The organism is Streptomyces sp. NPDC006193 (assembly GCF_040613915.1).
In the GTDB taxonomy this organism is placed as follows: domain Bacteria; phylum Actinomycetota; class Actinomycetes; order Streptomycetales; family Streptomycetaceae; genus Streptomyces.
Genome location: NZ_JBEXTB010000015.1, coordinates 100,371 through 123,062 on the forward strand (window position 1 = coordinate 100,371; position 22,692 = coordinate 123,062).

Genomic DNA, 22,692 nt, shown 5'->3' on the forward strand with positions numbered 1-22,692 from the left:
GTCAGCCGGAGGTCATCCAGCGGTCCGGGAGGGCGTCCCGGCGGCCCGTCCGGGACCGCTCCGCCTGCTCGTCCCACAGCCGCGCGGCCTCCCCGGCGTCCCGCAGGCGGGCCGTCACGGTCTTGCCGGCGCCGGTGTCCACATGGACGTCGGCGAGTTTCCAGCGGCGCTGCCAGGGCCCCTGGGTGAGCCGCACGCTCTGCACCTTGGCGTGCGGGACCAGAAAGACGCGGCGGCACAGCAGGCCGCTGCGGGCGGCGAACACCGTGCCGGTGACCGCCAGCCGGTGCCCGCGCCACCAGAGCGGCACGCACCACCGGGCCCGGCGCGGCGCCCGCGCGAACTCGCGCGGCACCGTCACGCCGGGAAGCACACGCGCCACCACCGACTCGGCGGCCGCTCGGGGGGCGACCGGGATCAGCACCGAGTTGTCGGAGCCGGCGACGTCGAGTTCCACCCGCACCCAGCCGGGCCGCCGCCACAGCACCGGCTCCACGATCCGCACGGTCTGCACCCGGCCCGGGGGCACCGTCTCGTGCGCGCGGTCGAGCAGTCCGTGGTCGATGCGCAGCCCGTCCGGGGACTCGCTCACCGTCCAGTCGAACTCGGAGACGAACCGGCCCGCGCTCCTGGCGCCGGCCGCTCCGATCAGCGGCAGGGCGGTGGCGAGGACCGTCCACAGGTTGTGGGTGGCGAGCCACAGCACGGCGGGCACGACGAGCGCGGCGCACAGCGAGCCCCAGGTGGCGGCGGTCAGCGCCAGGGAGCGCGCCAGCTCGCGCGGGGGCACCCTCAGCAGCACGCGCGCCGGCGCCTCGCCGACCTCGTGCGCCGTCTCGGGCGCGAAGCCCGCCGCGCGTGCGAGCAGCTCCGCCCGCAGGGCGCGCGCCTCCCGCTCGCCCAGGAAGGCCAGCTCGTCCTTGTCGTCGGCGCCGACGACGTCGATCCGCAGCTTGGCGACGCCGGCCACGCGTGCGAGCAGCGGACGGGAGACGTCCACGGCCTGGATGCGCTCCAGCCGGATGTGCGCGGTGCGCCGGAACAGCAGGCCGGTGCGGATGCGCAGTTCGGTGCCGGTGACCGCGTAGTGCGTGAACCACCAGGACAGGAAGCCGTACAGGCCGGCCACCGGCACCAGGACCGCGAGTCCCGTCAGGAGCATGGCGGTGGTCAGCCGCTCCAGCTGCGCCTGGGTGCCGTTCGGGTCGTGCACCGCCCAGCCGGCCAGCACGGCGAGCGGCGCCCACGCCCGGCGGAAGGGCGTCACCGGGTGCAGCCGGTGCTCGGTGACGGGCGGCCGCCCGGGTATGCCGGCCTCTGCGCCGTCTCCGCGGCCCGGGGACGTCACAGCCCCGCCGATCGGGCCTCGCCCAGCTCGGTGAGCCGGTCGCGCAGCCGTTCCGCCTCGGCCGGCTCCAGGCCGGGGATGGTCGCGTCGGTCGCCGCGGCGGCCGTGTGCAGCTGCACGGTGGCCAGCCCGAAGTGCCGCTCCAGGGGCCCGGAGGTCACCTCCACCAGTTGCATCCGCCCGTACGGCACCACCGTCTCCTCGCGCCACAGGACACCGCGGCTGATCAGCAGGTCGTCGGCGCGCTCGGCGTACCGCCACGAGCGCCAGTTGCGTTCCAGCAGCCGCCAGCCCCAGACGGCCGCCGCCGGCGGCAGCAGCGCCCAGACGGCCCACGCCGGTCCGGCCAGCATCCCGGTCAGCAGCGCCGTGGCGATCGTCAGCACCCCCGTCCACACCACCAGCAGCAGCCGGCGCACGCGCAGCAGACCGGGCTGCAGCCGCCGCCACACCGCCTCGCCCGCCGGCGCCCCGGCCCGTTCCCCGCTCCCCGTCTCCATGAGGCCAGCCTACGTAGGGGAAACTGGGCCCATGACTCCTACGACGGAGACCACGGTCGGAATCGGCGGCGCGGCGGAGAGCACCGACATGGTGCTCAACATCGGGCCGCAGCATCCGTCCACGCACGGCGTGCTGCGGCTCAGGCTCGTGCTGGACGGAGAACGCATCGTGCGCGCGGAGCCGGTGATCGGCTACATGCACCGCGGCGCGGAGAAACTCTTCGAGGCACGCGACTACCGGCAGATCATCGTGCTCGCCAACCGCCACGACTGGCTGTCGGCGTTCTCCAACGAGCTGGGCGTGGTCCTCGCCGTGGAACGCATGCTCGGCATGGAGGTGCCCGAGCGCGCGGTGTGGATGCGCACCCTGCTCGCCGAGCTGAACCGGGTGCTGAACCACCTGATGTTCCTCGGCTCGTACCCGCTGGAGCTGGGCGGGATCACGCCCGTGTTCTACGCGTTCCGGGAGCGCGAGGTGCTGCAGAACGTCATGGAGGAGATCTCCGGCGGACGCATGCACTACATGTTCAACCGCGTCGGCGGTCTCAAGGAGGACCTGCCGGCCGGCTGGACCGCACGCGCGCGGGCGGCCGTCGCGGCCGTGCGCTCGCGCATGGACGTCTTCGACGACCTCGTGCTGGGCAACGAGATCTTCCGGGGGCGCACCCGCGGGGTCGGGGCGCTCACGCCCGAGGCGGTGCACGCCTACGGCGTCAGCGGGCCCATCGCGCGCGCCTCGGGCGTCGACTTCGACCTGCGCCGCGACGAGCCGTACCTGGCCTACGGCGACCTCCAGGACACGCTGAAGGTCGTCACCCGCGGCGAGGGCGACTGCCTGGCACGCTTCGAGGTGCTGCTGGAGCAGACGCACAACGCGCTGGACCTTGCCGACGCCTGCCTGGACCGGCTCGCCGAGCTGCCGCCCGGTCCGATCAACCAGCGGCTGCCGAAGGTGCTGAAGGCGCCCGAGGGCCACACCTACGCGTGGACCGAGAACCCGCTCGGCATCAACGGCTACTACCTGGTCAGCAAGGGCGAGAAGACCCCGTACCGGCTGAAGCTGCGCTCGGCGTCGTACAACAACATCCAGGCGCTGACCGAGCTGCTGCCGGGGACGCTGGTGGCGGACATGGTGGCGATCCTGGGCTCGATGTTCTTCGTGGTCGGCGACATCGACAAGTAGCGGTCCGCGGCCGCGCCGGTCAGCCGGGCCCGGTCCGCGGGCCGCGGGCGGGCGGGTCCGGGGCCAGCGGGTCCGCGATGCCGACCGGCTGGACCAGCCAGCCGAAGTCCCCGAGCCCGCCGGGGGCGGTGAGCTCGGCGGCCTCGCCCGCGCCGGCCAGGGCGCGCACATAGGCGGCGGGATCCGTGGAGGCCAGCGCGAGCGGGGGCCGCGCGCCGGTGATCCCCAGAGCGCGCAGGGCGGCGCGCTGCGTGAGCAGGCGTGCGGCGGGAAGCGCGCGCCCCGCTCCGGCGGGCGCCGGCGCAGCGCGGCCGACCGTCGTCGCGTGGTCCGCGGGCGCGGTCGTCGGGTTCGCGGGTGTCGGCGTCGGTTCTGCGGGTGGCGTCGCGGGGTGGCCGGGGGTGTGGGTGGGGCTCGGGGGCGTGTGCGTCGCCGGGGTAGGAGCGGTCCGGGTGCGCTGGGGCGCGGTCGTCCGGTGTGCGGGTGCCGGTGTCGGGTCTTCAGGAGTCGTCGCGGGGTGACGGGAAGTCTGTGCCGGGTCCGTGGGCGTGTGCGCCCGGCTCGGTGGCGTGTGCGTCGCTGGGGTGGGAGCCGTTCGGGTGCGCTGGGGCGCGGTCGCCGGGTCCGCGGGTGCGGTCGCCGGGTGGTCGGGCGTCTGCGTCGGGTTTGCGGGCGCGGTCGTCGGGTCTGCGGGTGTCGTCGCGGGGTGGCCGGGGGTGTGCGCCGGGCTCGGGGGCGTGTGCGTCGCTGGGGTGGGAGCGGTCCGGGTGCGCTGGGGCGTGGTCGCCGGGTCCGCGGGTGCCGTCGTCGGGTGGTCGGGCGTCGGCGTCGGGTCTGTGGGCGTGGTCGTCGGGTCTGCGGGCGTCGTCGCGGGGTGGCCGGGGATGTTCGCCGGGCTCGGGGGTGTGTGCGTCGCCGGGTGGTCGGGCGTCTGCGTCGGGCACGCGGGAGTCGTCCCGGTGTGCCGGGGCGGCGGCGCGGGGGTGGGCGGCGCGGACGCTGCGCCGGGTGCCGCCGCGCAGGCGTCAAGGGCGACGTGGGCCGTGATGTCGCACGAGCCGTCCGGCACGGGCGCCGTCTCGCGCCCCTCCCGGAAGCCGGTGAGCGTCCCGAACGGGGGGCGCGTGTCCAGGGTGTGCGCGTAGTCCACGGCCACCGCCAGCCCCCGCACCACCCGCGCCACGGCCGACGCCCAGGCCCGGTCCCGGGGCAGTCCGATCTCCGCCCGCAGCCCCTCCTCGGCCGGCAGCGGCCACCAGCGCGCGAGCCACTCGGCGTCCGCGCCCGTCACGGGCTCCCCCAGCCGCTCGGAGCCGTCCTGCGCGACCAGCACCAGCCGGGGCACCCCGGCGCGGTCCACCTCGACGACGTCCACGGGCACGTTGTCCAGCCACTCGTTGGCGAACAGCAGCCCGGTGACGGCCTCCGGGAGCTCGCTGAGCCAGGTGACCCGCGCGTCCAGCCCGGCGGGGCGGCCGGCGAGCTCGACGGCGTACGCACGCGTGCGGGCGGCCACCTCGGGCGGCAGCGCGGCCAGCACACCGGTGACCAGCTCGCCCCGCCCGGCGCCCATGTCGACGAAGTCCAGCCGAGCGGGCCGCCCGAGCGCCTCGTCGACCCGGCACAGCAGCCGGGCCACGGCCCGCGCGAACAGCGCGGAGGCGTGCACGGACGTCCGGAAGTGACCGGCGGGCCCCTCCGGGCGCCGGTAGAAGCCCCCCGGTCCGTACAGCGCGGCCCCGGCCGCCGCGCGCCAGCCGCGCGGGCGGTGGCCGCCGCGGCTGTCCTGCGTCGTCGTCCCGTCCGTCACCGCTCCAGACTAGGCGCACAGATGATCACGGTCTCCACCTTGCGGAGTACGCGCGCCGGGCGCGGATCGGTCCTCCGGTTGACCCCTGCACGCATCCGGTTTCCCTACTCTGGGTTACGTGCAGCGCCTCTATGACTTCCTCCGCCGCCACCCGACCTGGGTCGACGCCTTCTGGGCGGTCGTCCTGTTCGGGCTGTCCGGGATGAGCGTGGTCAATCTCGACGGGGTGCAGGGCCATCACGGCACGATTCCCGCCGGGATGGCCGTGTCCGCCGTCCTGTCCGTCGTCGTGGCGCTGCGCCGCCGTCTTCCCGAGCCGATGCTGCTGCTCGCCCTGGCGACCGGGCTGGCCCAGCTGGTCCTGGACGTGGAGACGATCGCCGCCGACTTCGCCCTGCTGGTGATCACCTACACGGTCGCGATGATCGGGGCGCGCTGGTCGTCGCGGCTGTCGCTCGCCGTCAGCCTCTGCGCGGCGGCCCTCGCCCAGATCCGCTGGCCGGCCCAGCACACCGGGTTCCTCGGGCAGGCCGCCATGGCGGTCTTCCAGACGGTGCCCTTCGCGCTCGCCTGGGTGCTCGGCGACTCCATGCGCACCCGGCGTGCCTACTTCGCCCAGCTGGAGGAGCGCGCGGCCCGCCTGGAGAAGGAGCGCGAGGCGCAGGCGAAGGTCGCGGTCGCCGCCGAGCGCGCCCGGATCGCCCGCGAGCTGCACGACGTCGTCGCGCACAACGTCTCGGTGATGGTGGTGCAGGCCGACGGCGCCGCCTACGTCCTCGACACCGCACCCGACCAGGCCAGGAAGGCCCTGGAGACGATCTCCTCCACCGGCCGTCAGGCCCTCGCCGAGATGCGCCGCCTGCTGGGCGTGCTGCGCACCGGGGAGCACCAGGAGAGCGGCGAGTACGTCCCGCAGCCCGACGTCGAGCAGATCGACGACCTCATCGAGCAGTGCCGCAGCTCCGGCCTGCCCGTCGACTTCAAGGTGGAGGGCACCCCGCGCCCGCTGCCCAGCGGGGTGGAGCTGACCGCGTACCGGATCGTGCAGGAGGCGCTCACCAACACCCGCAAGCACGGCGGGCCCGACGCGGGCGCGAGCGTGCGGCTGGTCTACTTCGACGACGGGCTCGGCCTGCTGGTCGAGGACGACGGCAAGGGCGCCCCGCACGAGCTGTACGAGGAGGGCGGCCTGGACGGCCAGGGGCACGGCCTGATCGGCATGCGGGAGCGGGTCGGCATGGTCGGCGGCACCCTGGACGCCGGTCCGCGTCCGGGCGGAGGATTCCGCATCAGCGCCCTGCTGCCGCTCAAGCCGGCGCACTGACCCCGCCGCACCCCCTGTCGGACACCCGCGCCACCCTGCCGGCGGCCGCCGCAGACGGCACGCGAGCGGCGGAGGCGGCACCCCAACACGGAAGAGGACCCCATGACGATCCGCGTGATGCTCGTCGACGACCAGGTGCTGCTGCGCACCGGGTTCCGGATGGTGCTCGCCGCCCAGCCGGACATGGAGGTCGTCGCGGAGGCGGGCGACGGCGTGGAGGCGCTCCAGGCGCTGCGGTCCACCGCCGTCGACGTCGTCCTCATGGACGTCCGCATGCCGAAGCTGGACGGCGTCGAGGCCACCCGGCGGATCTGCTCCGAGCCCGACCCGCCGAAGGTGCTCATCCTGACCACGTTCGACCTGGACGAGTACGCCTTCTCCGGGCTGAAGGCGGGCGCCTCCGGTTTCCTGCTCAAGGACGTGCCGCCCGGTGATCTGCTGGCCGCCATCCGCGCCGTGCACAGCGGCGACGCGGTCGTGGCGCCCTCCACGACCCGGCGGCTGCTGGACCGCTTCGCGCCGATGCTGCCCTCCGCCGGGAAGGAGCCCCGGCACAAGGAGCTGGAGCGGCTCACCGAGCGGGAGCGCGAGGTGATGGTCCTGGTCGCCCAGGGGCTGTCCAACGGCGAGATCGCCGCCCGGCTGGTGCTGAGCGAGGCGACGGTGAAGACCCATGTCGGCCGCATCCTCACCAAGCTCGGGCTGCGCGACCGGGTGCAGGTGGTCGTGCTGGCGTACGAGACGGGGCTGGTGCGGGCGGGCGGCCACGGCTGACGCGGACCCCGCCGACCGTCACCTCCGTGGACGCCGGATCGGGGCCGCCCCGCCCGAGGGCGCCGGAAAACAGCAGCACCGAGGTTTCCTCGGCCTGCCGCACCGCGGCCTCCTCCCCGACCCCGGGGTGGTACGGCAGCCAGACCCGGAACTGGTGGGTGTGCGGCGTCCCGGGGTGGCACGCGCTCCCAGGGCACCCCGGCCGCCGCTCTGGGCGAGCGGGTGGCCGGCGCGGCGACCACCCCGTCGCCGTGACACGTCCGCCGGTTCCTCATGGTCGCGGGCCTGCGGTGCCGTCTCCGCCGACCAGGCCGGCCGGTCGCGGCGCGTGCCCCGGAAGCCCACGCACCCCAGGATGCGCCGGGCCGTCCCGCAGGCGTTCGCCCGCCGCTCGCGCAGCGTCCGCCCGTCGTCCCGCTCAGCCGTCTTCGTCATGCCGGGATCATGCCCACCCCCGCTGCCGCGGGCACCCGGGTTCTCCCGGAGGCGCCCCGGGTTCTCCCCGGCACCGGCGTCCGGGTTCCCCCCGGGACCGGCGTCCTGTTCTCCCCGGTCTCCCGGCGCGGGCGCCCGGGTTTTGGCCGGCGCGGGCGCCCGGGGGCCTGCCGCGGCGCCGTCCGCCGGAGACGTGGGGAAACCCACAGCCTGTGGACGGCCGGCCGCCGCCACGCCCGATAGCGTTAACATGACGAGAAATCGTCCGGTACCCAGAGCGGACTGGAACGGGAAGGCCGCCGTCGCGTGAGTACAGTCCACCAGCCAGACCTCAAGGACCGCCCCGCGCGGCTCACCGTCGGCGTCGTCGGCGCCGGTCGCGTGGGCCCCGTCCTGGCCGCGTCCCTCCAGCTCGCCGGACACCGCCCGGTGGCCGTCTCCGGAGTCTCCGACGCCTCCCGCAGGCGCGCCGAGACCATGCTCCCGGACGTCCCGCTGGTGTCGCCCGCCGAAGTCCTCGCGCGCGCCGACCTGGTGCTGCTCACGGTGCCCGACGACGCCCTGCCCGGCCTCGTGGCCGGCCTCGCCGGGACCGGCGCCGTCCGCCCCGGCCAGCTCCTCGTGCACACCTCCGGCCGGTACGGCGCGAAGGTGCTCGACCCCGCCCTGCGCGCGGGCGCGCTGCCGCTGGCCCTGCACCCGGCGATGACCTTCACCGGCACCCCCGTGGACGTGCAGCGCCTCGCCGGCTGCTCGTTCGGCGTCACCGCGCCCGAGGAGCTGCGGCTCGCCGCCGAGGCGCTGGTGATCGAGATGGGCGGCGAGCCGGAGTGGATCAGCGAGCAGGACCGCCCGCTGTACCACGCGGCCCTCGCGCTCGGCGCCAACCACCTGGTGACCCTGGTCGCCCAGTCGATGGAGCTGCTGCGCCAGGCCGGCGTGGCGGCGCCCGACCGGATGCTCGGCCCGCTGCTCGGGGCCGCCCTGGACAACGCCCTGCGCTCGGGCGACGCCGCCCTCACCGGGCCGGTCGCGCGCGGCGACGCCGGCACGGTCGCCGCGCACGTCACCGAGTTGCGCAAGCACTCTCCGCAGACCGTGGCCGGCTATCTGGCGATGGCCCGCGCGACCGCCGACCGGGCGCTCGCGCACGGACTGCTGAAGCCGGAGCTCGCCGAGGACCTCCTCGGGGTGCTCGCCGACGCGGGCCACCCCGCCGGCGGCCCAAACGGCGACAGCGGCCCCGACGGCTACGGCGGCCCGAACGGCGACAGGGGCCCGAACGGCGACAGCGGCACCGACGGCACGACCGGCAGCGAGGGGAACGACCGATGACCACCGCCCTGCTCAGCACCGCCGACGAGCTGCACGCGCGTGTGCGTCACGGCCGCCGCGCCGTCGTGATGACCATGGGCGCGCTGCACGAGGGCCACGCGACCCTGATCCGCACCGCACGGCGGATCGCCGGCCCGGACGGCGAGGTCGTCGTCACGGTCTTCGTCAACCCGCTGCAGTTCGGCGCGGGCGAGGACCTGGACCGCTATCCGCGCACCCTGGACGCCGACCTGAAGCTGGCCGAGCAGTCCGGCGCCGACGCGGTGTTCGCGCCCTCCGTGGACGAGGTCTACCCGGGCGGCGAACCCCAGGTGCGCATCTCCGCGGGCCCCATGGGCGAGCGGCTGGAGGGCGCCTCGCGGCCCGGGCACTTCGACGGGATGCTCACCGTCGTCGCCAAGCTGCTGCACCTCACCCGCCCCGACGTCGCCCTGTTCGGGCAGAAGGACGCCCAGCAGCTCGCCCTGATCCGGCGCATGGTGCGGGACCTGAACTTCGGCGTGGAGATCGTCGCCGTGCCGACCGTGCGCGAGGAGGACGGGCTCGCCCTGTCCAGCCGCAACCGCTACCTCTCGCCGGACGAGCGCCGCACCGCCCTCGCGCTGTCCCGTGCCCTGTTCGCGGGCCGCGACCGGCACGCGGCGCAGGAGGCGCTGCGCGCGCGGGCCCGGGAGGTGCCCTCCACGCGCGCCCGTGCCGAGGCGCTGAGCGCCATAGGGGAGTCCCGCGCGGCCGCCGACGCGCACGCGGTGGCCACCGCCGCGCCCGGCGGCCCCGCGGCCGTCCGCGCCGCCGCCCGCCAGGTCCTGGACGAGGCCGCCCGCTTCGACCCGCCGCTCCAGCTGGACTACCTGGCGCTGGTCGACCCCGCCGACTTCACCGAGATCGGCGCCGACTTCACCGGCGAGGCCGTTCTCGCCGTCGCCGCCCGGGTCGGCACCACCCGGCTGATCGACAACCTCCCCCTCACCTTCGGAGCCGCCTCGTGACCAGCACAGGCATACGACTGCACGCGCCCGCCCCCGGCTGGGCCATCTCCGCGGACGTGGTCGTGGTCGGCTCCGGGGTGGCCGGTCTGACCGCGGCCCTGCGCTGCGAGGCCGCGGGCCTGACGACGGTCGTCGTCACCAAGGCCCGCCTGGACGACGGCTCCACCCGCTGGGCGCAGGGCGGCATCGCCGCCGCCCTCGGCGAGGGCGACACACCCGAGGAGCACCTGGCGGACACCCTGGTGGCGGGCGCGGGCCTGTGCGACGAGGAGGCCGTGCGGATCCTCGTCACCGAGGGCCCCGACGCGGTACGGCGGCTCATCGACACCGGCGCCCACTTCGACGAGTCCTCCGACGGCAAGCTGGAACTCACCCGCGAGGGCGGCCACCACCGCCGCCGGATCGCGCACGCCGGCGGGGACGCGACCGGCGCGGAGATCTCCCGGGCGCTGGTGGAGGCCGTCCGCGCGCGCGGGCTGCGCACGATCGAGAACGCGCTGGTGCTGGACCTGCTGACGGACGCCGAGGGCCGTACGGCCGGGGTCACCCTGCACGTGATGGGGGAGGGGCAGCACGACGGCGTCGGCGCGGTGCACGCCCCCGCGGTGGTCCTGGCGACCGGCGGCATGGGCCAGGTGTTCTCCGCGACCACCAACCCGTCCGTGTCGACCGGTGACGGCGTCGCGCTGGCGCTGCGCGCGGGCGCGGAGGTCAGCGACCTGGAGTTCGTGCAGTTCCACCCGACCGTGCTGTTCCTCGGCCCGGACGCCGAGGGCCAGCAGCCGCTGGTGTCCGAGGCGGTGCGCGGCGAGGGCGCCCACCTGGTCGACGGCGACGGCGTGCGCTTCATGCTGGGACGGCACGAACTGGCCGAGCTGGCGCCGCGGGACATCGTGGCCAAGGGCATCATGCGGCGGATGCAGGAGCAGGGCGCCGAGCACATGTGGCTCGACGCCCGGCACTTCGGCGCCGACATGTGGGAGCGCCGCTTCCCGACGATCCTGGCCGCCTGCCGGGCCCACGGCATCGACCCGGTCACCGAGCCCGTCCCGGTCGCCCCGGCCGCCCACTACGCCTCCGGAGGCGTGCGCACCGACGCCCACGGCCGGACCACCGTGCCCGGCCTGTACGCGTGCGGCGAGGTCGCGTGCACCGGCGTGCACGGCGCGAACCGGCTCGCGTCCAACTCCCTCCTCGAAGGGCTCGTGTACGCCGAGCGGATCGCCGCCGACATCGCCGCCGCCCACGCCGTGGACGGCCTCCACGCGCGCGTGCCCGCCCCCGTGCCGGACGCGGGAAGGCCCGCGCACCCGCTGCTGACCCCCGAGGCCCGCTTCGCCATCCAGCGGATCATGACCGAGGGCGCCGGTGTGCTGCGCTCGGCGGAGTCGCTGGAGAAGGCCGCGGACCGGCTCCAGCGGCTGCACGCCGAGGCCCGGGAGGCGCTGGAGCAGAACGGCAAGACCGCCGAGCCCGGCGTGGACACCTGGGAGGCGACGAACCTCCTGTGCGTGGCCCGGGTCCTGGTCGCCGCCGCGCGGCTGCGCGAGGAGACCCGCGGCTGCCACTGGCGCGAGGACCACGCCGACCGCGACGACACCCGCTGGCGGCGCCACATCGTCGTACGGCTCGACCCGGACCACGCGCTGGCCGTACGCACCACCGACACCGCAGACTTCCCCCCGACCCGGCCCGACCAGCGCCCCCAGGAGCAGTGACAGACGTGAGCACCGAGCACCTTCCCCTCGCCCCGACCGGCGGCTGCGGCGACGGCTGCGCCTGCGGCGCGGAGGGCGACGAGGAGTATCCGGAGTGCGGGCTGGACCCCGCGCTCGCCGAGCTGCTGGCCGCCGCCGGGCTCGACCCGGTCGAGGTCGAGGACATCGCCAACCTCGCCGTCCAAGAGGACCTGGACGGCGGCGTGGACGTGACCACCGTCGCCACCATCCCCGAGGACGCGGTGGCCACCGCGGACTTCACCGCGCGCGAGGCGGGCGTCGTGGCCGGCCTGAGGGTCGCCGAGGCCGTGCTCTCCGTGGTCTGCACGGACGAGTTCGAGGTCGAGCGGCACGTGGAGGACGGCGACCGGGTCGAGGCCGGGCAGAAGCTGCTGTCGGTCACCACGCGCACGCGCGACCTGCTCACCGCCGAGCGCAGCGCGCTGAACATCCTGTGCCGGCTGTCCGGGATCGCGACCGCCACGCGCGCGTGGGCGGACGCCCTGGAGGGCACCAAGGCGCGCGTGCGGGACACCCGGAAGACGACGCCGGGCCTGCGCTCCCTGGAGAAGTTCGCCGTCCGCTGCGGCGGGGGCGTCAACCACCGCATGTCGCTGTCGGACGCGGCCCTGGTGAAGGACAACCACGTGGTCGCCGCCGGCGGCGTCGCGCAGGCCTTCCAGGCCGTGCGGGAGGCCTTCCCGGACGTGCCGATCGAGGTGGAGGTCGACACCCTGCACCAGCTGCGCGAGGCCGTGGACGCGGGCGCCGACCTGATCCTGCTGGACAACTTCACGCCGGGCGAGTGCGAGGAGGCCGTCGGCATCGTCGGCGGCCGGGCGCTGCTGGAGGCCTCCGGGCGGCTGACGCTCGCGGGCGCGCGCGCGTACGCCGAGACCGGTGTGGACTTCCTGGCCGTCGGCGCGCTCACCCACTCCTCGCCGGTCCTGGACATCGGCCTGGACCTGCGCGAGGCGGAGTAACGGTCATGCTCCTCACGATCGACGTCGGCAACACGCACACCGTCCTCGGGCTGTTCGACGGCGAGGACATCGTCGAGCACTGGCGCATCTCCACGGACGCGCGCCGCACGGCGGACGAGCTCGCGGTGCTGCTGCAGGGCCTGATGGGCATGCACCCGCTGCTCGGCGAGGAGCTGGGCGACGGCATCGACGGCATCGCCATCTGCGCGACCGTCCCCTCGGTGCTCCACGAACTGCGCGAGGTCACCCGGCGCTACTACGGCGACGTGCCCGCCGTCCTGGTGGAGCCGGGCGTGAAGACCGGCGTGCCGATCCAGTTCGACAACCCCAAGGAGGTCGGCGCCGACCGCATCATCAACGCGGTCGCGGCGAACGAGCTGTACGGCGGGCCGGCGATCGTCGTCGACTTCGGCACGGCGACCACCTTCGACGCGGTCTCCGCGCGGGGCGAGTACGTCGGCGGGGTGATCGCGCCGGGCATCGAGATCTCGGTGGAGGCCCTCGGTGTGAAGGCCGCCCAGCTGCGGAAGATCGAGGTGGCCCGGCCCCGGAACGTGATCGGCAAGAACACCGTCGAGGCCATGCAGGCGGGCATCGTGTACGGCTTCGCCGGCCAGGTCGACGGGGTGGTCAGCCGGATGGCGCGGGAGCTGGCCGACGACCCGGACGACGTCACGGTGATCGCCACGGGCGGGCTCGCGCCGATGGTGCTCGGCGAGTCCTCCGTGATCGACGAGCACCAGCCGTGGCTGACGCTCATCGGGCTGCGGCTGGTGTACGAGCGGAACGTGTCACGGCTGTGAGCCGGGGGGCGCGGCACGCGCGCTGCGCTCCCGGACGCGACCCGGAAGGGTGACCCCGGACGAGGGAAACCGGGAGCGACACGCGGAGCGGCAACGCCGTTATTGATCGCTTTTGTCCGATTAGCGCTAGCGTCGCCGCATGCCCACGCCATACGGATCCCGCGGCGGCATGGTGTTCGGCGCGGAGGAGCTGCGTGTGCTCCGCCGCGCCCTCGCCCTCGCCCTCCACCCCGGCCACGCCTCCGCCGAGGACGTGCAGGACTGCTTCCGCCTCGCCGAGTCCCTCGACGAGGCGGTGCGCGAGGGGGCCAAGCTGCGCGCCTTCCTGCTGGCCGACCTGGGCCGCTACCGGGCCGCGCTGCCGGGCAGCGTCACCGGCTACCTGACCCTGCTGGAGGAGGCGCTCGGGGCCGGGCACCGGCCGACGCCCGGCGATCTCGCCGCGCTCCGGGCGCTGCGCGGCAACCCCGCGGCGGCCGCGCTGCTGGACCGCTGCCGGGCGCTGGCCGAGCAGGACGTGCGGGCCCGGTTCGCGCAGGGCGCGCGGACGGTGCCGGCGCCGGCGGTGCCGCCCGCCCGGACGCGCCTGCTGGCCCTTGCGGGCGGCGCGGGGGAGCCGGGGGTCCGCCAGGGCGAGGAGCGGCCCGCGGCGCCCGCCGAGCCCGCGCGCAAGCCCCGGCCGGGATCCGCCCCGGCGCCCGCCGAGCGGCCCGCTCCGGCGCCGGCCGCCCCGAAGCGGCCCATCCCCACGCCGGGCGAGGTCTTCCCGCGCCGCAAGCCGGCGCGGCCCGAGAAGCCGGAGTCCCGCCGGCTGGCCGCGGGCTGACCTGGCGCCGGCCCCCGCTCCGCCGGGCGGGTGGTTCGCGCACCCCGCCCCTTTCGCCCGGTCCCCCGTGGCTACTCTGGAGGCATGGACTATGTCTCCGCGCTCGTGCCCCCGGTCGTCATGGCCGCGTTGTTCATCGGTGTGGTCAGGGTGATCGTGAAGACCCAGGGCGGGGCCGCCAAGGCCAAGGAGGACGCGGCCGTCGACGCGGCCCTCGCGCAGGCGGAAGGTGCGCGCACCCCCTCCGCCCGCGGCGACGCCTGACCGCTGACCGGCCCCCGGACCGCCGGGGCGTACGGCTTCCGGCACGCCTCTCCGCGCGCCTGCGCGCGCCCCGCTTTCGGGGTCGTATGCACCTTTTGTGGGTGTTTGCGCCTCTAGCGCCTGTTCGGCACGCCGATGTCGGGAACGAGCACTATGGTTCTGAGGTGTGCCTAGGCCCCTGGGAGAACTCGAAGACGCGGTCATGACGCGGGTGTGGAAGTGGAACCGCCCGGTGACCGTCCGAGAAGTCCTGGAAGACCTCCAGCGGGAACGCTCCATCGCGTACACCACCGTGATGACCGTTTTGGACAATCTCCATCAGAAGGGCTGGGTCCGCCGCGAGGCGGAAGGGCGGGCCTATCGATATGAGGCCGTGTCCACACGCGCCGCCTACGCCGCCGCCCTGATGAACGACGCCTGGTCGCAGAGCGACAACCCGGCCGCCGCTCTCGTCGCGTTCTTCGGGATGATGAGCGACGAACAGCGCCAGGCGCTCAGGGACGCCGTGCGCATCGTCCAGGGGCCGGAAGAAACCCGGGAAGCCGCACAAGCCCGCCCGCGGCAAGAGGAAGCCCGTGAAGCCCCGCACGGGGAGAACCCCGGCTCGGCGGAGGGCGCGGACGGGCGATAGCGTCCGCTCATGTCAGCAGAGCGCCCCGAAGTCTCCGCAAAAGCCATCACCGTCCGGCGGGCCCGGACCAGCGATGTCCCCGCCGTGCGCCGCCTCCTCGACGCCTACGTCCGCGACGGCATCCTGCTCGACAAAGCGACAGTCACGCTTTACGAGGACATCCAGGAGTTCTGGGTCGCGGAACGCGACGACAACGCCGAGGTGGTCGGCTGCGGTGCGCTGCACGTCATGTGGGAGGACCTCGCCGAAGTCCGCACCCTGGCGGTGAAGCCCGGCCTCAAGGGGGCCGGCGTCGGCCACCAGGTGCTGGAGAAGCTGCTCCAGACCGCGCGCTGGCTCGGCGTCCGCCGGGTTTTCTGCCTGACCTTCGAAGTGGACTTCTTCGGGAAGCACGGCTTCGTCGAGATCGGGGAGACGCCGGTGGACACCGATGTCTACGCCGAGCTGTTGCGTTCCTATGACGAGGGCGTCGCGGAGTTCCTGGGCCTCGAACGAGTGAAACCGAACACCTTGGGCAACAGCCGGATGCTTCTGCATCTGTGATCGTCATTGACAGGGTGCCCTATGTCCGAAACGCGTACGTTTCCGGGCGGGGCCGGTCCGCTCGGTGACTCCCGGGGGTTTGTGTTTTTCGGGCAAAAGCGGTTTGCTTTCCGACGTACTGCAGTACTGCATATAACAGGGGCGGCGAAACGGCGGACGCCGCACACCCCTGGCCCTCAACGTTATCGATGAAAGGAAATGCGGTGGCACAGAAGGTTCAGGTCCTTCTTGTCGACGACCTCGACGGCGGCGAGGCGGACGAGACCGTGACGTTCGCGCTGGACGGCAAGACGTACGAGATCGATCTCACGACTGCCAATGCGGACAAGCTGCGCAGCCTTCTCGAGCCCTATGTGAAGGGCGGTCGTCGTACCGGTGGCCGTGCCGCCGGCGGACGTGGAAAGGCGCGTGCCGCGTCCGGCGGCAACCAGGACACCGCGGCGATCCGCGCGTGGGCGAAGGAGAACGGTTACGAGGTCAACGACCGCGGCCGGGTGCCCGCGTCCATTCGCGAGGCCTACGAGAAGGCCAACGGCTGATCCCGCCGGCCGGCGGCCGGCCCGGCGCACGCGCGCCGCAGCCGGGCCCGGTGACACAGCGCTGCCACCGTGTCCACGAGTCGTACCAGGTCGGGGGCGCTCCCCTCGCGCCCCACGGCCGGCATGGCCGGCAGCGCGGCATCGGCCACGCACCCCGGCCCAGGGGGCCGCAGCCACACGGCGGCCCCCTGCACCGGTTCCCCGGCCGCCCCCGCGGGCGGCGGCGGGGCCTCCAGCGTGGCGCCCGCGCCCAGGATCCGCAGGTCCAGCGTCACGGCGCCCCACTCCAGCCAGTCCAGCAGGCCCGGCAGCTCCTCCGCGCTGCCCGCGGCCACCAGCAGCCGCATCCGGTCGCCGCTGAGCGCCACCGGAGAGCCCGGCGCCAGGTGGCGCAGTCCCCCCGCGCCCGCCTCGGCCGGTACGTCCAGCACGTCGAACAGCACCCCGGCGCGCAGCCGGAGCGGCCGCCCGGGCACTGTCGGCCAGCCCAGGACGTTCTCGTACCAGAGCCGGGCCCGGTCCTCGGGGCCGGCCGCGCGACAAGCGGCCGCCGGTGCATCCGGACCGAGGGGCCGGCGGGGAAGGGGGAGCGTGGAGGTCGTCGGAACTGAGCCGCGCATGCCCGTGCAACCGCCGGAGCGGCCGCGGAGTTACGCTGGGTGCCCCACCAGCTGCGCACAGTGCCGGGGGCGGGGGCCCGTGAGGCTCGGGGGAGGCGCGAGGTTGTTCGCCCATAGCGGAGGGAACGGGCCCGCACGGCATGGAGTGTCAGTCCCCGCGGGTAAGACATGCCTAGTGGGAGGGGGCGACATGCAGGACGGGCCGTCTCACGTTCGCCATCGGCGTACTGGCGACTGGGGTAACTGCCTGGCCTGCGGGAACATCGTCTCGCACCATCGGGTTGGAGCAGATGTCGGCGTTCGGGGTCAGGAGGCCATCGACGGTGTCGGCAGTTGGAATGAGCGGTCCCCGCTCGCGGGACTAAGCTGCGGAAGGACAGGGAGGGGAAGTTCCCCCCACTGCCTGACCGCTCTGAGGAGCGATTAACGATGTTCGAGAGGTTCACCGACCGCGCGCGGCGGGTTGTCGTCCTGGCTCAGGAAGAAGCCCGGATGCTCAACCACAACTACATCGGCACCGAGCACATCCTCCTGGGTCTCATCCACGAGGGCGAAGGTGTCGCCGCTAAGGCCCTGGAGAGCCTCGGCATTTCGCTTGAGGCGGTCCGCCAGCAGGTGGAGGAGATCATCGGCCAGGGCCAGCAGGCCCCGTCCGGGCACATCCCCTTCACCCCCCGTGCCAAGAAGGTCCTGGAGCTGTCGCTCCGCGAGGCCCTTCAGCTGGGCCACAACTACATCGGCACGGAGCACATCCTGCTCGGCCTGATCCGTGAGGGCGAGGGCGTCGCCGCCCAGGTCCTGGTCAAGCTGGGCGCAGACCTCAACCGGGTGCGGCAGCAGGTCATCCAGCTGCTCTCCGGTTACCAGGGCAAGGAGACCGCCGCCGCGGGCGGCCCGGCCGAGGGCACCCCCTCGACCTCTCTCGTCCTGGACCAGTTCGGCCGGAACCTCACCCAGGCCGCTCGTGAGTCCAAGCTCGACCCGGTCATCGGGCGCGAGAAGGAGATCGAGCGGGTCATGCAGGTGCTGTCCCGCCGTACCAAGAACAACCCGGTGCTGATCGGTGAGCCCGGCGTCGGCAAGACCGCCGTCGTCGAGGGCCTCGCCCAGGCCATCGTCAAGGGCGAGGTGCCCGAGACGCTCAAGGACAAGCACCTCTACACCCTCGACCTCGGCGCCCTGGTCGCCGGCTCCCGCTACCGCGGTGACTTCGAGGAGCGCCTGAAGAAGGTGCTCAAGGAGATCCGCACCCGCGGCGACATCATCCTGTTCATCGACGAGCTGCACACGCTGGTCGGTGCGGGCGCCGCCGAGGGCGCCATCGACGCGGCCTCCATCCTGAAGCCGATGCTGGCCCGCGGTGAGCTGCAGACGATCGGCGCCACCACGCTGGACGAGTACCGCAAGCACCTGGAGAAGGACGCCGCCCTGGAGCGCCGCTTCCAGCCCATCCAGGTCGCCGAGCCGTCCCTGCCGCACACGATCGAGATCCTCAAGGGCCTGCGCGACCGGTACGAGGCGCACCACCGCGTCTCCATCACGGACGAGGCCCTGGTCCAGGCGGCCACCCTGGCCGACCGGTACATCTCGGACCGCTTCCTGCCGGACAAGGCGATCGACCTGATCGACGAGGCCGGCTCCCGGATGCGCATCCGCCGGATGACCGCTCCGCCGGACCTGCGCGAGTTCGACGAGAAGATCGCCGCCGTCCGCCGGGACAAGGAGTCCGCGATCGACTCGCAGGACTTCGAGAAGGCCGCCTCCCTGCGCGACAAGGAGAAGCAGCTCCTGGCCGCCAAGGCCAAGCGGGAGAAGGAGTGGAAGGCCGGCGACATGGACGTCGTCGCCGAGGTCGACGGCGAGCTGATCGCCGAGGTCCTCGCCACGGCCACCGGCATCCCGGTCTTCAAGCTGACCGAGGAGGAGTCCAGCCGCCTGCTCCGCATGGAGGAGGAGCTGCACAAGCGGGTCATCGGCCAGAACGACGCCGTGAAGGCGCTGTCGAAGGCGATCCGCCGTACGCGCGCGGGCCTGAAGGACCCGAAGCGTCCGGGTGGTTCGTTCATCTTCGCCGGCCCGTCCGGTGTCGGTAAGACCGAGCTGTCCAAGGCGCTCGCCGAGTTCCTCTTCGGCGACGAGGACGCGCTGATCTCCCTCGACATGTCGGAGTTCAGCGAGAAGCACACGGTGTCGCGTCTCTTCGGTTCGCCCCCCGGCTACGTGGGCTACGAAGAGGGCGGCCAGCTGACCGAGAAGGTCCGCCGCAAGCCGTTCTCCGTCGTCCTCTTCGACGAGGTCGAGAAGGCCCACCCGGACATCTTCAACTCGCTGCTGCAGATCCTGGAGGACGGTCGCCTGACCGACTCCCAGGGCCGGGTCGTGGACTTCAAGAACACGGTCATCATCATGACGACCAACCTCGGCACCCGGGACATCTCCAAGGGCTTCAACCTGGGCTTCGCCGCCTCGGGCGACACGAAGACCAACTACGAGCGCATGAAGAACAAGGTGTCGGACGAGCTGAAGCAGCACTTCCGCCCCGAGTTCCTCAACCGCGTCGACGACGTGGTCGTCTTCCCGCAGCTGACGCAGGAGGACATCCTGCGGATCGTCGACCTGATGATCGGCAAGGTGGACGAGCGCCTGAAGGACCGGGACATGGGCATCGAGCTCTCCCAGTCCGCCAAGGAGCTGCTGTCCAAGAAGGGCTACGACCCGGTGCTGGGCGCCCGGCCGCTGCGCCGCACGATCCAGCGCGAGATCGAGGACACCCTCTCGGAGAAGATCCTCTTCGGTGAGCTGCGCCCCGGTCACATCGTGGTCGTGGACACCGAGGGCGAGGGCGACGCCGCCACCTTCACCTTCCGGGGTGAGGAGAAGTCGGCTCTGCCGGACGTCCCGCCGATCGAGCAGGCCGCGGGTGGGGCCGGTCCCAACCTGACCAAGGAGTAGGACTCCGGCGCAATCCGCCGAGCGACAGGGGCCGGTGCCTTCGGGCACCGGCCCCTTCCGGCGTTCTCAGAGGCGGTCCAGGGTGACGTCCGCATCGGGGAAGAGGCCGGCGAAGCGGGAGAGCGGGAAGGTGTGCCCGTGCCGGCTCGACAGAAGCACCGTGCGCACTCCCGGCAACCGGGAGGCAAGGCCGGAGAGGTCCTCGGTGCCGAGCATCATGGGCACACGGAGGGTCTCGACACCGGGCAGCTCCGGCATCCGCGCGAGCGAGTCGGGGAAGTCCCGGAGGATGCTCGCGTTCAGGTAGAGGTCGGTCAGTCCCGGAAGCCGGGCGGTCTCCCGCCAGTCGCCGGCAGTCGGCGGTCGCGTCAGCGGCCCGAGGCTCAGCACGTGCAGACCCGTCAGGTCGTGCAGTCCTCGCAAGCCCGTCCGGTCGGTGCTGTGCGCGCCGAGGAAGAGGAACTCCAGCGGTGCGTCGACCGGCAGGCTGTCGGTGAGACTGTCGCCGGGCAGTTCCTGGCTCACCGTGATCGCGGTGAGCGACCGCAGGAAGCGCAGCCCTGCCATATCGGCGAGACCCGAGCAGCCGAACAGCGTGAGCGGCAGAGCGCGCAGTCTCTCCACGCCGTGTGCCGCGGGGCAGTCGTCGACCCACAGCTTGGTCAGCGAGCTGAACGGCGACAGGGCGCCCAGATCGGTGAGGCGGGGGTTCCCCGTGAGACTCAGCGACGTCACCACCTCGGGCGCCGGCGCGGCGGCCAGGATGTCCTCCACCGGGTGTGCGCCCCGGATCGTGAGGCTGGGCCACGGCCGCATCCGGGCCAGAGCCGCGCGCTGCTCCTCCGACTCGCAGATCATCATCAGTTCCGCCCGGGCGAGGTGGTCCAGCACCTCGGTCGCGTACTCCCCGGCGGGAAACCGGCCCCACGTCCCGACGAGCTGCCGCCGCACGCCCAGATCGGGGTGCTCGCGGAAGCGCCGCAGCACCGCCAGGGCCCCGTCGGGTTCCTCCGCCCCGAGGATCGAGGCGGTGACCGTGACGCCCCGCGCCTCCTCGTCCGTGAGCCCCTCGGGCCCCGGCAGCAGTTCCAGCACCAGCGGACCGGCCTCGGCCAGGGCGCGGGCGTCGTCCACCGTACGCGGGGGGATCAGCGCGGCGGCTCGTGCCTCCACCTCGGCCCGCACGCCCGGTTCCAGGGCCGCCGCGTGCTCCAGGCAGGCCAGGGCGAGCAGGGCGCGCCGGGGGGAGTCCCCGGACAGCAGCCGCCGCAGCACCGTCGCCCGTTCCCGCGGCCGGGCGTGAGCCACCGCCATGCGGATGACGTCCTCCCACTGGGTGTCGTCGGCGTGGGCTGTCAGGACGTCCAGGTGGCCCTCCTCCACGGCGTAGCGGGCTCCCAGGTAGTCCTGGAAGGTGCGGTGGACGAAGTCGACCACGCCCTCGGCAGGCTGCCGGAGCAGGCCGCTGCGCAGCAGCAGGTCCCGCAGCACCGTCGCCGCGTCCCCCGGCGCCGACGCGACCGCGGGCAGACAGCGCTCCACGATCCCCTCGGCCGTGCCGAGGTCCATCTCCGTGCGGCCGCTGAGCACCAGCGCGTAGGCCAGCCGCTGGAGCAGTTCCAGCTGCACTTCCTCGCCCAGCTCGGCCTGCAGGCCCCGCTCCCGGTCCCGACGCGCGAGCAGCATGGTGAGAGCGGCGTCGTACAGCTCCTTGCGGCCGGTGGGCAGATAGCCCCGGCGCTCCCGGTGCAGGGCGCAGATCAGGCCGCACATCAGGGGGTTGGTGGCCAGGCGGGCCAGGTCGCGTTTGGTGCGCAGGGCGTCGAGGAGCGGCCCCGCGTACGTCGGGGCCTGCGCCGCCCGGTGCCAGCGGTGGACGAACGTGGCGATCTCCGGGCGGCGCATGGGGGTTAGGGTCAGTTCCCGGAAGCCCTCCTGGGCGAGCCAGTCGGGGCGTACGGCGGTCGGGCGGGAGGTCAGCAGCCAGGCGTTGCCCGGGTAGGCGGCGAGCAGGGCGCGCAGCCAGTCACGGGTGCGGTGGCGGTCGGCGGCCGGGATCTCGTCCAGGCCGTCCACCAGGACCAGGGCGCGGCCCGCCGCCAGCACGCGCTCGCTCCACCCCTCCGGAGGAGTCAGCGGGCAGCTCACCGCCTGGAGGAAGCCGGCCGGGGCCGGGAGCGGGCCGGTGCGGACCAGGGTGCGCAGCGGGAGGACGTACGGGATGCGGTGGCCGTCGCGGGCCGCGGTGACCGCCAGCCACTGCACCAGCGTCGTCTTGCCGGAGCCGGCGTCGCCGCGCAGCAGCACGCGGGAGTCGCCGGCCAGGGCCTCCTCGGCGGACAGCCGCCCGACGGCGGCGGACGGGCGCTCGTGGGGTTCCAGGTCCGCCGCCCGGTCCGGTGCCGCCGTCGCCTCCAGGCTCAGGTAGGCGACCTCCAGCGGCCAGCGGTCGGGGGAGTCGCGCAGGTCGATGCCGTAGATGGTGATGTGGTTGTGGTGCTGGGCGACGTACGGCAGGTAGCGGCGTTCGAAGGCCGTGTCGCGGGTGCCGGGGCGCGCGGTGCGGCCGATCAGCTCGTCGACCTTCGCGATGAGCTCGGCCTGGGCGCGGCTCTGTTCGACCAGGGTGCGGGCCACGAACGTCGAGCGCTGGGTGAAGAACTCCAGGATCTGCAGGCAGGCCCACTCGGTGGCGGAGTCCAGGAAGTGGCGGGCGTCGGCCGACAGGCCGTGGTGGATCATGAAGCCGGACCGGTGGCGCAGCTGTCGGGCCAGTTCGGCGGCGCCGAGGTGCACGGCCTGCACGTCGTCCATGTCGAGGTCGCCGAGGGCGAGCAGACGCCGGGCGAGCACATCGGCGACCGCGGTCTGTTCGTCGCCGGGGAACGGGGGTTCGCCCGGCGACCGGACAGCCCGCGCCACGATCCGCTCGGCCAGCCGGTGGACCTCCTTCTCGGTCAGCGTCCGCTTCTCGCCCCGGAAGGACACGAGCGCCGAGAGCCGTACCGGCTGGTCGACCAGTCCGGCGCCCGGCCCGTCCTGGACGAACAGCTTCCGCACCAGCGGGCCGATCGAGGCGGACGCCAGTTTGCTCCCCAGCAGCGCCGGCTCCACC

General features: G+C 73.8%; 18 protein-coding genes and 2 pseudogenes. 14 read left to right on the forward strand and 6 right to left on the reverse strand.

Features of this window, described 5'->3' with window-relative positions:
* Position 1 precedes the first annotated feature (1 nt).
* Together ABZ261_RS16590 and ABZ261_RS16595 are read right to left on the reverse strand one after the other, a co-directional pair.
* On the reverse strand, positions 2 to 1,348 hold the full coding sequence (locus ABZ261_RS16590) for a PH domain-containing protein (protein ID WP_356859683.1): 1,347 nt from the start codon (positions 1,346 to 1,348) through the stop codon (positions 2 to 4).
* A complete protein-coding gene (locus tag ABZ261_RS16595; RefSeq protein ID WP_356859685.1) occupies positions 1,345 to 1,848 on the reverse strand; it encodes a PH domain-containing protein in 504 nt (167 codons plus the stop codon). Before ABZ261_RS16595 ends, ABZ261_RS16590 begins: the two co-directional genes overlap by 4 nt.
* Positions 1,849 to 1,879: 31 nt before the next feature.
* Between ABZ261_RS16595 and ABZ261_RS16600 the strand changes: the two genes are divergently transcribed.
* Entirely contained in the window at positions 1,880 to 3,031 is a 1,152-nt protein-coding gene (locus tag ABZ261_RS16600; RefSeq protein ID WP_356859687.1) for an NADH-quinone oxidoreductase subunit D, read from the forward strand.
* Between the two features lie 19 nt (positions 3,032 to 3,050).
* Here the strand turns inward: ABZ261_RS16600 and ABZ261_RS16605 are convergent.
* Together ABZ261_RS16605 and ABZ261_RS16610 are read right to left on the reverse strand one after the other, a co-directional pair.
* Positions 3,051 to 3,308: pseudogene (locus ABZ261_RS16605) on the reverse strand (hypothetical protein); the annotation flags it as partial.
* A gap of 729 nt (positions 3,309 to 4,037) precedes the next feature.
* Positions 4,038 to 4,841 (reverse strand): annotated as a pseudogene (locus ABZ261_RS16610) (SAM-dependent methyltransferase); the annotation flags it as partial.
* Positions 4,842 to 4,959: 118 nt separating this feature from the next.
* Between ABZ261_RS16610 and ABZ261_RS16615 the strand changes: the two are divergent.
* The 12 genes from ABZ261_RS16615 (at position 4,960) to ABZ261_RS16670 (ending at position 16,005) form a co-directional block, all read left to right on the forward strand.
* On the forward strand, positions 4,960 to 6,165 hold the full coding sequence (locus tag ABZ261_RS16615; protein ID WP_356859689.1) for a sensor histidine kinase: 1,206 nt from the start codon (positions 4,960 to 4,962) through the stop codon (positions 6,163 to 6,165).
* 102 nt (positions 6,166 to 6,267) lie between these two features.
* Positions 6,268 to 6,939 carry a response regulator transcription factor gene (locus tag ABZ261_RS16620; protein ID WP_356859691.1) on the forward strand — a complete coding sequence of 224 codons (672 nt, stop codon included), beginning with the start codon at positions 6,268 to 6,270 and terminating at the stop codon, positions 6,937 to 6,939.
* Between the two features lie 741 nt (positions 6,940 to 7,680).
* A complete protein-coding gene (locus ABZ261_RS16625; RefSeq protein ID WP_356859693.1) occupies positions 7,681 to 8,709 on the forward strand; it encodes a DUF2520 domain-containing protein in 1,029 nt (342 codons plus the stop codon).
* A complete protein-coding gene (gene panC / locus ABZ261_RS16630) occupies positions 8,706 to 9,698 on the forward strand; it encodes a pantoate--beta-alanine ligase (protein ID WP_356859695.1) in 993 nt (330 codons plus the stop codon). Before ABZ261_RS16625 ends, panC begins: the two co-directional genes overlap by 4 nt.
* Entirely contained in the window at positions 9,695 to 11,416 is a 1,722-nt protein-coding gene (locus ABZ261_RS16635; protein WP_356859697.1) for an L-aspartate oxidase, read from the forward strand. Before panC ends, ABZ261_RS16635 begins: the two co-directional genes overlap by 4 nt.
* A gap of 5 nt (positions 11,417 to 11,421) precedes the next feature.
* Positions 11,422 to 12,399 carry a carboxylating nicotinate-nucleotide diphosphorylase gene (gene nadC, locus ABZ261_RS16640; protein ID WP_356859699.1) on the forward strand — a complete coding sequence of 326 codons (978 nt, stop codon included), beginning with the start codon at positions 11,422 to 11,424 and terminating at the stop codon, positions 12,397 to 12,399.
* 5 nt (positions 12,400 to 12,404) lie between these two features.
* On the forward strand, positions 12,405 to 13,202 hold the full coding sequence (locus ABZ261_RS16645; protein ID WP_356859701.1) for a type III pantothenate kinase: 798 nt from the start codon (positions 12,405 to 12,407) through the stop codon (positions 13,200 to 13,202).
* A 169-nt stretch (positions 13,203 to 13,371) separates the two neighbouring features.
* Positions 13,372 to 14,028, forward strand: a complete 657-nt coding sequence (locus ABZ261_RS16650; protein ID WP_356859777.1) for a hypothetical protein — start codon at positions 13,372 to 13,374, stop codon at positions 14,026 to 14,028.
* Positions 14,029 to 14,112: 84 nt separating this feature from the next.
* Positions 14,113 to 14,292 carry a hypothetical protein gene (locus ABZ261_RS16655; RefSeq protein WP_356859703.1) on the forward strand — a complete coding sequence of 60 codons (180 nt, stop codon included), beginning with the start codon at positions 14,113 to 14,115 and terminating at the stop codon, positions 14,290 to 14,292.
* Positions 14,293 to 14,458: 166 nt separating this feature from the next.
* Positions 14,459 to 14,923, forward strand: a complete 465-nt coding sequence (locus ABZ261_RS16660; protein ID WP_356859705.1) for a BlaI/MecI/CopY family transcriptional regulator — start codon at positions 14,459 to 14,461, stop codon at positions 14,921 to 14,923.
* A 9-nt stretch (positions 14,924 to 14,932) separates the two neighbouring features.
* Positions 14,933 to 15,466 (forward strand): amino-acid N-acetyltransferase, encoded by a 534-nt coding sequence (locus ABZ261_RS16665; protein WP_356859707.1) that lies wholly within the window; start codon positions 14,933 to 14,935, stop codon positions 15,464 to 15,466.
* A 203-nt stretch (positions 15,467 to 15,669) separates the two neighbouring features.
* Complete coding sequence (locus tag ABZ261_RS16670) at positions 15,670 to 16,005, forward strand: Lsr2 family protein (RefSeq protein ID WP_356859709.1); 336 nt, start codon at positions 15,670 to 15,672, stop codon at positions 16,003 to 16,005.
* Here ABZ261_RS16670 and ABZ261_RS16675 read toward each other — a convergent pair.
* Complete coding sequence (locus ABZ261_RS16675) at positions 15,984 to 16,625, reverse strand: SCO3374 family protein (RefSeq protein ID WP_356859711.1); 642 nt, start codon at positions 16,623 to 16,625, stop codon at positions 15,984 to 15,986. The two genes, ABZ261_RS16670 and ABZ261_RS16675, sit on opposite strands and share 22 nt — an antisense overlap.
* A 429-nt stretch (positions 16,626 to 17,054) precedes the next feature.
* On the opposite strand from ABZ261_RS16675, the gene ABZ261_RS16680 reads away from it, so the two are divergent.
* A complete protein-coding gene (locus ABZ261_RS16680) occupies positions 17,055 to 19,577 on the forward strand; it encodes an ATP-dependent Clp protease ATP-binding subunit (RefSeq protein WP_356859713.1) in 2,523 nt (840 codons plus the stop codon).
* Between the two features lie 66 nt (positions 19,578 to 19,643).
* Here ABZ261_RS16680 and ABZ261_RS16685 read toward each other — a convergent pair whose 3' ends face one another.
* Entirely contained in the window at positions 19,644 to 22,691 is a 3,048-nt protein-coding gene (locus ABZ261_RS16685) for an NACHT domain-containing protein (RefSeq protein WP_356859779.1), read from the reverse strand.
* Position 22,692: the final 1 nt, after the last annotated feature.

What these genes read in the sequence shown, in the direction of transcription:
- ABZ261_RS16665 (WP_356859707.1), top strand. Translation starts at nt 14,933, where the DNA reads ATGTCAGCAGAGCGCCCCGAAGTCTCCGCAAAAGCCATCACCGTCCGG.
- ABZ261_RS16620 (WP_356859691.1), top strand. Translation starts at nt 6,268, where the DNA reads ATGACGATCCGCGTGATGCTCGTCGACGACCAGGTGCTGCTGCGCACC.
- ABZ261_RS16650 (WP_356859777.1), top strand. Translation starts at nt 13,372, where the DNA reads ATGGTGTTCGGCGCGGAGGAGCTGCGTGTGCTCCGCCGCGCCCTCGCC.
- ABZ261_RS16675 (WP_356859711.1), bottom strand. Translation starts at nt 16,625, where the DNA reads ATGCGCGGCTCAGTTCCGACGACCTCCACGCTCCCCCTTCCCCGCCGG.
- ABZ261_RS16680 (WP_356859713.1), top strand. Translation starts at nt 17,055, where the DNA reads ATGTTCGAGAGGTTCACCGACCGCGCGCGGCGGGTTGTCGTCCTGGCT.
- ABZ261_RS16595 (WP_356859685.1), bottom strand. Translation starts at nt 1,848, where the DNA reads ATGGAGACGGGGAGCGGGGAACGGGCCGGGGCGCCGGCGGGCGAGGCG.
- panC (WP_356859695.1), top strand. Translation starts at nt 8,706, where the DNA reads ATGACCACCGCCCTGCTCAGCACCGCCGACGAGCTGCACGCGCGTGTG.
- ABZ261_RS16655 (WP_356859703.1), top strand. Translation starts at nt 14,113, where the DNA reads ATGGACTATGTCTCCGCGCTCGTGCCCCCGGTCGTCATGGCCGCGTTG.
- ABZ261_RS16645 (WP_356859701.1), top strand. Translation starts at nt 12,405, where the DNA reads ATGCTCCTCACGATCGACGTCGGCAACACGCACACCGTCCTCGGGCTG.
- ABZ261_RS16600 (WP_356859687.1), top strand. Translation starts at nt 1,880, where the DNA reads ATGACTCCTACGACGGAGACCACGGTCGGAATCGGCGGCGCGGCGGAG.